Raw genomic sequence first — 13,704 nt, 5'->3', positions numbered from 1 at the left:
AATGATTACACTAAACTGCAAGGGCAGCTTGAGCCAAAGCTTGTTCAATATCTTGCTCTAAGCTTTCTGGCTTGGTGGTTGGTGCATAACGTTGAATGACTTCACCTTGTCGATTGAGCAAAAATTTAGTGAAGTTCCATTTTATACCACTGCCCAAAATACCTTTACTTTGGTTAGTTAAATAACGAAAAATCACATGAGCCTCTGGGCCCTTCACATTGACTTTAGCAAACATGGTAAAGCTTACGCCATAATTTTTACTACAAAATTCACCAATTTGCTCATTACTTCCAGGATCTTGTCCCCCAAATTGATTGCAAGGAAACCCCAACACCTCTAAACCTTGCTCACGATATTTATTATAGAGTTTTTCTAGGCCGGAAAATTGTGGTGTGAAACCACACTTACTCGCCGTATTTACAATCAAGAGTACTTTACCCTGATAATCAGCAAGACTCTTATTTTGTCCATTTAACAGTTCAGCATCAAATTGATAGATATTGCTCATGGATAGGTATCCTCATCATTTTTTTCTTTTGTTTTAAGTTCTAATGAAGCCGAGTTAACACAGTAACGAAGACCTGTGGGTTGCGGCCCATCTTCGAAAACATGCCCTAAATGTGCGTCACAATGATGACAGGTAATTTCTACACGGTGCATCCCATGGCTATGATCAGTATGCTCATCAATAACAGCAGCGTTAACTGGTTTGAAGAAACTTGGCCAACCACTCCCACTGTCATATTTGTTTTCAGAGGAAAAGAGTTCTGTCCCACAACAGCGGCACAAATAAACACCGGCACTTTTACTGTTCCAATATTGACCCGTGAATGCTGGCTCAGTACCTTTCTGGCGAGTAATCCTAAACTCTTCGGGTGATAACTCTCTTTGCCATTCTCGGTCTGTTTTATTGAGTTTTCCCATGACTAACTCCTTTAATTATTTAGCATTCAATGTCATGCTTCGATGCATTCATATTTACGCTAGAACTTTATATATTTCTAGTTAAATTTCAACATAGATTGTGATATTTCAGTAATCTATTTTTTTAACCCTGATAATATTGGATTGAATTATGTCCGTTTTAGGTTACACAACGCCACGAGAAATCAAAAAGTCATCAAAGCTCGAGCATGTTTGCTACGACATTCGTGGACCTGTGTTACGAGCCGCCAATGAAATGGAAGAAGCCGGACATAAAATCATTAAACTCAATATTGGTAACCCAGCCCCATTTGGTTTTGAAGCACCACAAGAAATTATTAATGATGTTGCGCTCAACTTACCTAATGCAATTGGCTATACTGATTCCAAGGGTATTTTTCCTGCACGTAAAGCAGTATGTCAGTATTACCAACAAAAAAATATTCATAATCTCACTGTGAAAGATGTATATATCGGTAATGGTGTTTCAGAACTGATTGTAATGGCCATGCAAGGTTTACTTGATGATGGCGATGAAATGCTCGTTCCTATGCCAGATTACCCATTATGGACTGCAGCAATTAATCTATCGGGTGGTACTGCTATTCACTACAAATGTGATGAAGAAAATAGTTGGTATCCCGATATTGCAGATATGGAAGCGAAAATCACAGCGAATACGCGTGGTATCGTGATTATTAACCCAAATAATCCAACGGGTTCGGTCTACCCACGTCATATTCTTGAGCAGATTGTCGCATTAGCAAAAAAACATGATTTACTTTTGTTCGCAGATGAGATTTACGATCGTATTATTTATGATGGTATAGAGCACGTATCAGTTGCAGAACTTGCTGGTGATCATTTATGTATCACTTTCAATGGCTTGTCTAAATCACATCGTATTGCTGGCTATCGTTCTGGATGGATGGCAATCACAGGTGATAAATCACGGGCAACGGATTATATTGAAGGCTTAGACATGCTCGCTTCAATGCGTTTATGTGCAAATCATCAAGCGCAGTTTGCTATTCAAACGGCACTTGGCGGTTATCAGTCAATCAATGATCTGATTCGCCCTGGTGGTCGTCTTTATGAACAACGTAATATTGCATGGGAAATGCTCAATGAAATCCCTGGGCTAAGTTGTGTTAAACCTGAGGGAGCGATGTACTGTTTCCCACGCCTAGATCCAAAAGTTTATCCTATTGAAGATGATGAAAAACTTATGCTTGATTTCTTAAAAGCAGAAAAAGTTTTATTGGTTCAAGGCACAGGCTTTAACTGGCCAACACCAGATCATTTCCGTCTTGTCTTCTTACCTGCTGAAAATGAGCTTCGAGAAGCCATTGTACGTTTAGGACGCTTCTTAGCCAAAATGCGTTAATAAGTAAAGCTCCAAAATACTGAAAAATTGTTCAGTTCAATGTTAAAAGCACTGTTTTACAGTGCTTTTAACACATCTAAAAAACAATAAAATGATTCATTTCTCTACCATTAGCAGACAACTATTCTGCTTTTGTTTTCTATTTAACTATATGTATTGTCCTAATTTTGAAATTAATCTTCCTATTTTTTAGCTTAATTTTACAGTTTTGAATACTTATATTGAGATCTAACATTCATCACTCTTAAACTCAATAACTGTTAGGAATACCAATATGGCTAAAAATTATGTACGTTTAGATAAAGATAATGCAGCAGTACTTTTAGTTGATCATCAAACAGGTCTGCTTTCATTAGTTCGCGATATCGATCCTGATAAATTTAAAAATAATGTACTTGCTCTAGCTGCTGCTGCAAAATATTTCAACTTACCAACTATTTTAACTACAAGTTTTGAACAAGGCCCTAATGGTCCACTTGTTCCTGAACTAAAAGACATGTTCCCAGATGCACCCTATATTGCTCGCCCAGGACAAATCAATGCTTGGGATAATGAAGACTTCGTACAAGCAGTTAAAGCAACAGGGAAAAAACAACTGATTATTGCAGGTGTTGTAACTGAAGTTTGTGTTGCCTTTCCTGCACTTTCTGCACTTGCTGAAGATTTTGATGTATTTGTCATCACTGATGCTTCTGGAACATTCAACCAGCTCACTCGTGATTCTGCTTGGGATCGTATGTCGAATGCAGGTGCCCAACTCATGACTTGGTTCGGTGCAGCATGTGAATTACATCGTGATTGGCGTAATGATGTCGAAGGTCTAGCGACTCTATTTAGTAATCATATTCCAGACTACCGTAATCTTATGAACAGCTACAATCAAAATCATAACCAGTCATAATACATTATTAAAAACAAAAGCGATCCTAAGGTCGCTTTTGTTTTATTATCTGTTATAACCTAAAGTTAAATTTGACCACTACTCCGACTTATTTGCCACCATCTCCCAAAGCAACACCTTCACGGCGAGGATCAACACCTCCTATAAGTTTTTGAGTCATCTGGCCATTATACAATTGAGTTGTTCGCATAATCGTTGATACGCCACTGGTTTGAGCATTTTTATTCACTACATGACCTTTGGCTTCTAATCCCTTCACCAAATCTTGTAAAGCCAACTTTTCATTAGAATGATCTATATTGGTTTGAACACTATTCATAGCACCAAAATTAATCATGGCATTGGCCTGCTGTGGATCAAGATCCCAATCTAGCATTGCAACTAAATTTTTCACTACAAATTGTATGATTGTTCCACCCCCTGGTGAACCAGTAGCAATATAGAAGTCCCCAACTTGAGTTCCTCTAAAGACTAAGGTCGGTGCCATAGTACTGCGTGGGCGCTTATTGGCCTGTACTCGATTGGCCAACATCATCCCTTGATCATCTACAGGATTAGCCGCAAAATCAGTAAGCTGATTACTTAATAAAAATCCATCAACCATATGAAAAGAGCCCATACTCGACTCAACAGTACTGGTGACTGACGAAACATTACCATAAGCATCGACCACTGTAATCTGAGTTGTGCCATGTTCTTGAGTTTGATCCTGCCCTAATTTTAAATTAGAGCCAAACTCTCCTGCTTTTGCAATCCCCATAGAGTGATTGAGATCAATCAATGCAGCTCGTTGTTTTAAATAATATTTGTTTATTAAACTTGTACTCCCCTGACCTGGTAAAGCCACAAAATCAGGATCAGCCACATACTTATCACGGTCGGCATAGGCCAAACGTTCAGCTTCTGCAATAAGATGCACTGCCATTACATTTGGAATACCCCCTTCGTTTTCAATCTGCTGAGGTGGATAGGCTTGTAAGTCAAAATTTTCTAATATACCTAGGCTTTGTAGCACGGCAATACCGCCTGAAGATGGAGGTGGCATAGTACAGATATAATAACGATCACGATAAGTATCACATATTGCATCTCGTTTAATTGCCTTATATTGAGCAAGATCATGCAGAGTCATCAAACTGGGGGTAATTGCTGTTCGAGCTTTGTCATCACCAATTCTTTGCTGAGCTTTAGCAACAATATGTTTTGCCATGGGGCCACGATACATCGCCTCAGCACCTTGTTGTGCAATTTGAGTTAAAGAATGGGCATAAGCATGATTTGTCATCTTATCTCCCTCTAGATATGGCTGACCATTGGCTCTGAAATAGGTTTTCACTGCATTTGCATCAAGCTGCAATTCTTGACGATTCACTTCAATTGCATTGGCTAAACGTTGAGGGACCGTAAAACCATGAGTAGATAAATCAATAGCTCGATTAAATAAGCCTCGCCAAGCAAGATGACCGTGCTCTTTATGTGCCATTTCAAACATTTTCATCACACCTGGCACCCCAATTGAACGCCCACTTCGCCGTGCAGAAGGTACTGGAGCCGCCGAATGTATATCCGATTGATTTTGTCTCAGTAGATAATAAGGCGTTGCTTTTGCGGGTGCTGTTTCACGTCCATCATAACTACTCACCTTTTGTGTTTTTGCATCGTAATACACCATAAATGCACTGCCAGCAATACTACTCGACTGTGGCTCTACTAAACCTAAAACAGCTTGTATTGCAATAGCTGCGTCAATTGCTGAACCACCAGCAGCCAAGACCTCGCATCCAGCTTGAGTGGCTAGTGGACTGTTCGCAACCGCCATATAGCGGCTGGCATATTTGGCCTGAATATCAGCACGATAACCCGAAGCTGGTTCAGGAAGTGCTAGGTCAGCAACTGCATTATGTGATTGTTTTTGAACTTTCTTTTGTTGCTGGTAATCAATACAACGTGATGGATGAATATCGATGACTAGATTTTGATTCATGGCTAGCATTTTATCTTTTGCATGACTCAATACAGGTAAAAGCATACTCACCGAAACACTGAGGATGATCATTATTTGTCTATTATTCATATAAAATTCCTTTAAATGCTTTAATGCTCAACAAATGGATGTATTGAAATTAAAAGTTAAAAAATATCATTTGAGTCATCCCAACTCATGCCTTATATTTCGTTGTTTTTCACTAAAAATCACTGTAAATCTCGTTAAACTTTTAATCTCAATTTCAAAAGAACAAGATACAAAAATGCCGTAACGTGTATACATGTTACGGCATTTTTAAATAAATCTAAGTGTGTTACAAACTAAATCACTTACTCTGCAACAGCTTCTTCTGCATAAGCTTCCGCATTACGTGAGTAAGACTCAGCATACTCTTTTGCTTTACGTAAGTTTTTCTTAAGGCCAAATCCACCTGTTTCATACAACTTAGAGAGTTTGTCTAGGGCATCAACATCACCATTTTCAACCGCTTTTTCATAATAATCAGCAGCTAAACGATAATCCTTTTTAGTACCTAAACCTTTTTCATAAAGTTCAGCTAAATTTGACATCGCAACTTCATTATCATAATTATCGGCAGCTTCTTTATATAGACGTAATGCTTCAGCATAATTCTGAGTTACACCACGACCTTCTTGGTACATTAAGCCAAGATTATTCATTGCCTTGTTATGATTTTGTTCAATTGCTTTTTTATAATAACGAATTGCCTTAGGTAGATCTTCTTTTACAGAAACGGCATTTTCATAATTATATCCAACATGGAACTGAGCATCAGCCTGTCCACCATCTGCAGCTTTTAACAACCAATACATAGACTTCTTAGGATCAGCTTTTACACCATCCTCGCCATCTTCAAGTATATAACCTAAAGCATACTGCGCAAGTAAATGACCTTTTTCTGCAGCCTTAGTGTACCACTTCACTGCTTCAACGTTATTTTCGTCTACATACTGACCTTCGTCATACATATAGCCAATTGAATAAATTGCATCTAGCTGACCTTTTGCTGCTGCTTTTTGATACCATTTAAAGGCTTGTTCTTCATCTTCTTCAACACCATAGCCTTGGTAATATGCTTCACCAAGATCATATTGTGCCTGAGCATCGCCCTTCGTCGCTAATTGTACAAGTTTAGGGCTATAGTCTACTTGTTCTGCAGCATATACTGTTGTGGCAGTGGAACAAGCCAATAATACGGCAAGTGCTAGAGTCTTAATCTTCATATATGTCCTGATCTGAATTTGTAAACATCTGTCCAAAGTAGAATTATCTTATTGATTTTTTTTTGACTTGCCAACAAATAAACACCATTTACGTAGCAACAATAAGCTAAAAATGATCGCTAAACTGCACTGATTAGACAGAGCATGCTAAAATGCTCGCGGTTTTCATCAAGGATTTATCTATGCAGTTTGTTCATCTTGGTACGCATACAGAGTTTTCGATCACTGAGTCGATTGTGCGTATACCTGATCTTATTAAAGCAACTGCAGCTGATAATATGCCCGCCTTAGCCATGACAGATTTGTCAAATTTGCATGCAGCAGTAAAATTTTATCGTAGCTGTCTCTCTAAAGGTATAAAACCAATACTGGGTAGCACTATCCGTCTCAATGACGCAGACCATCGAGTTCGTTTACTGGCCATGACCAATACTGGTTGGCGAAGCCTGACTGAGCTTGTGTCACGCGGCTTTATTGAGGGTCAACAGCTCAGTATCCCCTGTGTGGATAAGCAATGGATTTTAGATCAAGCAGAAGGCCAAATTGTTTTACTTGGTCAACATAGTGATGTCGGCAAACTACTCTGCTCTTCCAACCCTCAAAAAGCTGAACCCTTATTAGAAGCATGGTTGGAAAAATTTTCTGATCGTGTTTATTTTGCTTTAAGTCGCACAGATCGTCCTCAAGAAGAAGAATTTATTCAACAAGCACTATTACTTGCACACAAATATCAAATAGGTGTAGTCGCAGATAATGATGTACATTTTATTGCGCCAGAAGACTTTGAAGCCCATGAAGCGCGAGTCTGTATTGCAGATGGGTATGTACTCGGAGATAACCGCAGACCGCGCTTATATAGCACGGAACAATATTTAAAAACGACTGCGCAAATGTCTGAGCTATTTGCAGATATTCCAAGTGCAATCACAAACACTGTAAATATTGCAAAACGATGTAATGTTTCACTTAAACTTGGTACTTATCACTTACCAGACTATCCAATCCCTGAAGGTCATACCATTAATACCTTCTTTGAACATATTTCTGAAGAAGGCTTGGAAGAACGTCTCGCGGTACTCTACCCCGTTGAACAACGCGATGAAGATTGGGCTGAAGTACGTAAACCTTATGATGAACGGCTTGCCTATGAAATCAATATTATTAACAACATGGGTTTTCCAGGTTATTTCCTCATTGTCATGGACTTTATTCAATGGTCTAAAGGTAATGGCGTTCCAGTAGGTCCTGGACGTGGTTCAGGTGCAGGTTCATTGGTTGCTTATAGTCTTAAAATCACAGACTTAGATCCGCTACGCTATGACTTACTTTTTGAACGTTTCTTAAATCCAGAACGTGTCTCAATGCCAGACTTTGACGTTGACTTTTGTATTGCAGGTCGAGATAAAGTCATTGATTATGTATCAAGACACTACGGACGTGATGCTGTTTCACAGATTGCTACTTTTGGAACCATGGCTGCCAAAGGAGCAATCCGCGATGTGGCTCGTGTACTAGGTAAATCTTATGGCCTAGCAGACCGTATCTCTAAAATGGTGCCAACCAAACCACTAGGTATCGATTTAAAAGGGGCCATTGAAATGGAGCCACAGCTCCATGACATTGTGACTAACCCATCTAACCCAGACAATGATGATGCGGCAGAAATCTGGGAAATGGCCTTAAAACTTGAAGGTATTACCCGAAATACAGGTAAACACGCTGGTGGTGTAGTCATTGCACCAACCAAAATTACGGACTTCTCAGCCGTATTATGTGATGAAGATGGTACTAACCGCGTTGCGCAATTCGACAAAGATGATGTTGAGTCAGCAGGCCTAGTCAAATTTGACTTTTTAGGTTTACGTAACTTAACAGTAATTGAAGATGCATTGCAAAACATCAATAAACGAAGTGACGTTAGCACACCTGTTGTTATTGAAAAAATTCCTTTAGATGATAAACAGGCGTATAACATTTTCGCAGATGCAAACACTACAGCGGTATTCCAGTTTGAATCCGTGGGCATGAAACGCATGTTAAAAGAAGCGCGCCCAAGTAAGTTTGAAGAGATTATTGCCTTTGTATCTTTATATCGTCCAGGCCCTATGGACCTTATTCCTGACTTTATCCATCGTATGCATGGTGGAGAGTTTGAATACCTACACCCACTACTTGAAGGTGTACTTGAACCAACATACGGCATTATGGTTTATCAGGAACAGGTTATGCAGGCTGCACAATATTGTGCAGGTTATACACTGGGTGGGGCAGATTTATTACGTCGAGCCATGGGTAAGAAAAAACCTGAAGAAATGGTTAAACAACGTCAAATCTTTATTGAAGGTGCTGCAAAAAAAGAAATTGATGAAGCAACAGCCAACCATATTTTTGACTATATGGAAAAATTTGCTGGCTATGGTTTTAACAAATCACATGCTGCAGCCTATGCACTTGTTGCCTATCAAACGGCGTGGTTAAAAGCACATTATCCAGCTGAATTTATGTCAGCAGTAATGTCTTCTGAAATGCAAAATACAGACAGCGTGGTATTTTTAATTGATGACTGTCGTGAAAATGGTTTAGAGGTACTCCCTCCTTCTGTCAACATGTCACTTTACCGCTTCCATGCCAGTGATCCAGCCACGATTGTCTATGGCTTAGGTGCAATTAAGGGCGTTGGTGAACAAGCCATGCAATCAGTCATTGAATCACGTCAGCGTGATGGCGCCTATAAAGATCTCTTTGACTTCTGTCATCGAATCGATTTAAAGAAAATCAATAAACGTACATTAGAAGCCTTAATTCGCGCTGGAGCACTGGACTGTCTCGGACTCGAACGTTCTAGTTTAATGGCTCAACTACCAGAAGCTGTTCAAGCAGCAGATCAAGCACGTAGTAACCGTGAAACTGGTATGATGGACTTATTCGGTGAAGTTGAAGAGGTACAACGCAAACCGCTTAAACCTCTTAAACCATGGAGCGATGAAGTTCGTCTAAAAGGTGAAAAAGACACTTTAGGCTTATATCTAACAGGCCATCCAATTGATGTTTATAAAACCGAATTAAAAGCTTTTATTCCTAATAAAATCAATGAACTCACACCTACCCGTAGAGGAGTAACTACGGTATTTGCTGGTTTGGTGATTGATGTTGCCAACTTCCCCAACCGTATGATGATTACGCTTGATGATGGTACAGCGCGTATCGAAGTTTCTGCCAACCATGAACGTTTTCAACGTTTCAAAGATATAGTACAACCTGAAAAAGTAGTTGTTATTGAAGGTGAAATTTATGAACGTGAAGGTTTCGACCGTCCAATGGGACGCTTAACCAAAGCATTCTCACTCAATGAAATTCGTCAAAAACGTGCCAATGCAATTAAAATTCAACTAGATGCTGATCTGTGCAGCCCATCTTTAGCACAAGATCTCAAACAAATAATTCAACCTTTTTGTCATGTGGACTCCTGTCAACACATCCCTTTACAGCTGCTTTTAGATTATGCCTACGCTTCTACTGAAGTGCATCTAGCAAGTGATTGGTTAATTACTCCAACAGATGAGTTACTTAGTAAATTACGCGACTATTTTGGTAAAGAGGCAATTCATGTTGAATATCAAGTGAAGTCTAAAGCCGCTAAAGCTGCTGATTCAAGCCCTGTAGTACCTGCCTCTGCACCCCCAGAAATGAGTATGGATGAAGCTATGGATCTTTATCAAGCAGAAATCTCACAGTACTCCTAATCCCCAAATGGATCATTATCACATTCGTTCTCTGGAATAATTATGCAAAATTTTGACAATGCCACTGTGTCCACACAGTTGGCACATGTCCGTATCGTTATGGTAAACACCACATTACCAGCAAATATTGGTAGTGCTTTACGCGCCATGAAAACGATGGGGCTTTCCAAACTGGTTCTTGTTGCTCCAAAAACCTATCCACATCCCGATATTGATGCACTTGCCGCTGGCGCGACAGATCTAATTGAACATATTGAGGTTGTATCTAGCATTGAAGAGGCTATTGCTGAATGTCATTTAGTCTTTGGTACCAGCGCACGTAGCCGCACAATTCCATGGCCTTTACTTGATGTTAGACCTGCAGCAAAACTCGCAACACAAGCTATAGATGAAAAACAACAAGAAGTTGCTATTTTGTTTGGTCGTGAAGATCGAGGACTAACCAACGAAGAACTGGCCTTAGCCAACTATCACCTGACTATTCCAGTTAATAATGACTATGGCGTACTTAATGTTGCTCAAGCTATTCAAATCGTATGCTATGAGATGCGAATGGCTACAATCGAACGCGCTACAATAGCTGAGCAAGAACATGATTCCGCTATGCCAGTGACAGATGAACTAGAAATGCATTGGGATGAACCACTGGTTACTCAACAGCAAATGCAGCAATTTTACCCACATATGCAACAAATGTTGGCAGATATTGAATTTTTTGACCCAGAAAATCCAAGATTATTACCTTTACGCTTGCGTCGCCTTTTTGGACGTATACAATTAGATCGTATGGAATATCATTTACTTCGTGGTGTTTTTACCCGCGTACAAGCCCTAAGTAATGGCTCATGGAAAAAATCAACTCATCGAGAGGATCAAAACTAATGCTTAAACAGCTCAAAGAAGACGTTCAAGCTGTCTTCGCGCGAGATCCAGCCGCACGTAATCGTCTAGAAGTACTGACCACTTACCCGGGGATTCATGCATTAATGATGCATCGTGTCGCACATGAGCTATGGAAGAAAGAGTGTAAAACCTCAGCACGAGTTTTATCTTCATTTAGTCGTTTTGTTACTGGTATTGAAATTCATCCTGGCGCTAAAATTGGTCGTCGTTTTTTTATCGACCATGGTATGGGCGTTGTGATTGGTGAAACAGCCGAAATTGGTGATGATGTCACGCTGTACCACGGCGTTACCCTCGGTGGTACCACATGGAATAAAGGCAAACGTCACCCTACACTTGAAGATGGTGTGGTTGTCGGTGCTGGTGCTAAAATTCTAGGCCCGTTCACTGTTGGCAAAAATGCCAAAGTTGGATCAAATACAGTCGTTACTAAAGCAATTCCACCAGGCGTGACTGCCGTGGGTAGCCCAGCGCGCTTTATCTACAAAGATCAAATGAAAGATCAAATAGAAACAGCGCCTGAAGTTCAACATGACTTGGCCCACCACGATGAAAAAGCCAAGTTCCAAGCTTATGCTGCAACACCTAACCTTGCCGACCCTGTTTTTGAGGGCATGCGCGTTCTGCTAGATCGCCTTGCTTATACTGAACAACGTATGAATCAACTTTGTGCACACCTATCGCAGCTAGATCCAAACTTTAAACAGACCGAGCAAGATAGTGAGCATGAACTCAGTGATGAAGAGCTAAAAGTACTTGCTGACATTCGCCGTGAATGCGAAGCACAAAAAGATAAGAACTAAGCTATTCTTAAATTACCTACTTATAAATAATGGCCCAACACTCAAATTGGGCCATTTTTTTGTTTTTCGTCGTTTAAATTCAACCAAAAGGAAAATACATTACAAGAATAATTACAACCTAATGTATGTTTTTTAATAATGTTTCGCTTTTAAAGTTGCATGTTTTAGGTTCTTTTCATAGACTGAGCGACATCAACAATTTTCGATTCAAAAAAAACTATCTGGATGAATTTTATGACTCTTAAGCCCTTGGCATACAGCCTGTTTGCTGCCTTATTACTCACCGCATGTAGTTCAGGGCCAGTGAAACAACAATCAAATAGCAGCCAAATTGTCTTTACAGAACCAGATTTAACCCCTCCATTTTATGCACTTAACCCATTTAACTATGCAGAGCCGCCTGCTTTTGAATTAGATCTAAAAAAAGCTGCTGCTCAATCCGTAGCAAAAATGGAAGTTAGCCATCCTGAGAATCCAAGCCAAAAATTACTTTTAGATACTAATAAATTAATTATTCCAACGATTAATTCACAACAACGTGCAATGAAATATGCTGTGTTGGCTGGTGACAATGAAATTGACATCACCAATATTGATGACTTTTTGCAAATGGTTGAAGGTAAAGCACGTCACTACCCACCTCAATTTACCGATCGTATGGAACGTAAAGGTTTTGAAAGTAAATTGAAAGAAGTGTCAACTCAACTTGATCAATTAGCAGCAAATGACAAAGCTTCTTTTGATATTCTTATTCGTGCATTTAAAGCCAGTGTAATGGGACGTAACCTTGATCTAGGCTCTTCCTACACCACTAAATCTCTAAAGTATGCTCAACGTATTTTAAAAATTAATAAAGATGATCCAGAAACAAACTTATGGTTCGGTTTCTCTCTTTCAGAAGGTGGTGGCCAACGTGAGGCTATGCCTTATCTTGACCGTGCAATGAAAGCTGGTATGCAAGAAGCTTATCTTTCTTCTGCAAACAACTTTATGGGAATGGAACAAAAGAAAAATGCCATTCAAACTTTGAAAAACTACAAAGTTAAATACCCTGAAGAAGCAGAAGTTGCAGATCGTCTGATTACGGAAATTGAAAAACAGAATCGTTATAACGTTTGGCAAGTACTGAAGAAAAATTCTTAAGTCATCCAAACGCTATATAGTAAAAAACCACCTTACTCATTAAGGTGGTTTTTTACTATGGAGGATTTAAAAATTAAAGCTGATGCCTTGAAGTGGTACTTGGGTATAAACTAAGGCAAAACACGGTGTAAATCTACTACACACTGTTCACCTGTTGCTGTGCCACAAAAACTAATACTATTTGGACTATTCCACTTCACAAAAAACTGAGAAATTTCCCCAGATTGGTCTTGTTGCACCCCAGAACAATCCATTTCATCATTGTCATACTTAATCTGCATTGCCATCACAGGTAATTTTGTCATTGTATTATCTGGCGCAGGTTGATAATCATAGATCCCTGTTGACCATTCTTTACCACTGTTCACGACCATCTCATTTCCGGCCTTGAAATTATAATATTCAATACAAGTGTTATTGTTGGGAAGTTGCATCCCCCATAAGCCCATAATTTCAGGGCGTGTAATGACATGTACCGTATTTTCATTTGCAGCAACGGTTTTATTTGCTGTTTTTGTTGCAAAAACCGTAGGTGCGACGAGAACTGACAAGACAATCAGCAAAGAGACTTTATTCATATTTCAACTTGGTTCTTAATTCATTGAAATAACTTAGCATAATTTGCTGAGATAGCGATTAAAAATAACCATTGTTGAACAATATGTCGGT

11 protein-coding genes are annotated in these 13,704 nt (G+C 39.4%); 6 read left to right on the top strand and 5 right to left on the bottom strand.

The features are described 5' to 3' along the window. Nucleotides 1–10: 10 nt before the first annotated feature. Nucleotides 11–508: a glutathione peroxidase gene (locus tag RFH42_RS12910; protein WP_308976096.1), complete on the bottom strand. Its 498-nt coding sequence runs from the start codon at nucleotides 506–508 to the stop codon at nucleotides 11–13. Next, nucleotides 505–924: a peptide-methionine (R)-S-oxide reductase MsrB gene (gene msrB, locus RFH42_RS12905; RefSeq protein ID WP_308976094.1), complete on the bottom strand. Its 420-nt coding sequence runs from the start codon at nucleotides 922–924 to the stop codon at nucleotides 505–507. The genes RFH42_RS12910 and msrB overlap by 4 nt, the downstream gene beginning before the upstream one ends. 151 nt (nucleotides 925–1,075) lie before the next feature. On the opposite strand from msrB, the gene RFH42_RS12900 reads away from it, so the two are divergent. Next, entirely contained in the window at nucleotides 1,076–2,311 is a 1,236-nt protein-coding gene (locus tag RFH42_RS12900) for a pyridoxal phosphate-dependent aminotransferase (RefSeq protein WP_308976093.1), read from the top strand. 274 nt (nucleotides 2,312–2,585) lie between these two features. Beyond that, nucleotides 2,586–3,212: an isochorismate family cysteine hydrolase YcaC gene (gene ycaC, locus RFH42_RS12895; RefSeq protein ID WP_308976092.1), complete on the top strand. Its 627-nt coding sequence runs from the start codon at nucleotides 2,586–2,588 to the stop codon at nucleotides 3,210–3,212. An 88-nt stretch (nucleotides 3,213–3,300) separates the two neighbouring features. Here the strand turns inward: ycaC and RFH42_RS12890 are convergent, their stop codons facing one another. Together RFH42_RS12890 and RFH42_RS12885 are read right to left on the bottom strand one after the other, a co-directional pair. Continuing rightward, complete coding sequence (locus RFH42_RS12890) at nucleotides 3,301–5,241, bottom strand: gamma-glutamyltransferase family protein (RefSeq protein ID WP_374990838.1); 1,941 nt, start codon at nucleotides 5,239–5,241, stop codon at nucleotides 3,301–3,303. A 287-nt stretch (nucleotides 5,242–5,528) separates the two neighbouring features. After that, a complete protein-coding gene (locus tag RFH42_RS12885; protein WP_308976090.1) occupies nucleotides 5,529–6,443 on the bottom strand; it encodes an SEL1-like repeat protein in 915 nt (304 codons plus the stop codon). Nucleotides 6,444–6,625: 182 nt separating this feature from the next. On the opposite strand from RFH42_RS12885, the gene dnaE reads away from it, so the two are divergent. The 4 genes from dnaE (at nucleotide 6,626) to RFH42_RS12865 (ending at nucleotide 13,035) form a co-directional block, all read left to right on the top strand. Continuing rightward, complete coding sequence (gene dnaE / locus RFH42_RS12880) at nucleotides 6,626–10,186, top strand: DNA polymerase III subunit alpha (RefSeq protein WP_308976089.1); 3,561 nt, start codon at nucleotides 6,626–6,628, stop codon at nucleotides 10,184–10,186. Nucleotides 10,187–10,228: 42 nt separating this feature from the next. Then, complete coding sequence (locus RFH42_RS12875) at nucleotides 10,229–11,068, top strand: RNA methyltransferase (protein WP_308976088.1); 840 nt, start codon at nucleotides 10,229–10,231, stop codon at nucleotides 11,066–11,068. After that, nucleotides 11,068–11,892, top strand: coding sequence for a serine O-acetyltransferase (cysE, locus tag RFH42_RS12870; RefSeq protein WP_308976087.1), 825 nt, complete (start codon nucleotides 11,068–11,070; stop codon nucleotides 11,890–11,892). Before RFH42_RS12875 ends, cysE begins: the two co-directional genes overlap by 1 nt. A gap of 234 nt (nucleotides 11,893–12,126) precedes the next feature. Then, complete coding sequence (locus tag RFH42_RS12865; RefSeq protein ID WP_308976086.1) at nucleotides 12,127–13,035, top strand: ABUW_2363 family tetratricopeptide repeat lipoprotein; 909 nt, start codon at nucleotides 12,127–12,129, stop codon at nucleotides 13,033–13,035. 110 nt (nucleotides 13,036–13,145) lie between these two features. Here RFH42_RS12865 and RFH42_RS12860 read toward each other — a convergent pair whose 3' ends face one another. Further along, nucleotides 13,146–13,613, bottom strand: a complete 468-nt coding sequence (locus tag RFH42_RS12860) for a hypothetical protein (RefSeq protein WP_308976085.1) — start codon at nucleotides 13,611–13,613, stop codon at nucleotides 13,146–13,148. Nucleotides 13,614–13,704 lie beyond the last annotated feature (91 nt).

Source organism: Acinetobacter rudis (assembly GCF_031157835.1).
Classification (GTDB): Bacteria; Pseudomonadota; Gammaproteobacteria; order Pseudomonadales; family Moraxellaceae; genus Acinetobacter; species Acinetobacter rudis_A.
Note: the sequence above shows the minus strand (reverse complement) of the source record. Positions and strands in the feature narration are given on the sequence as shown.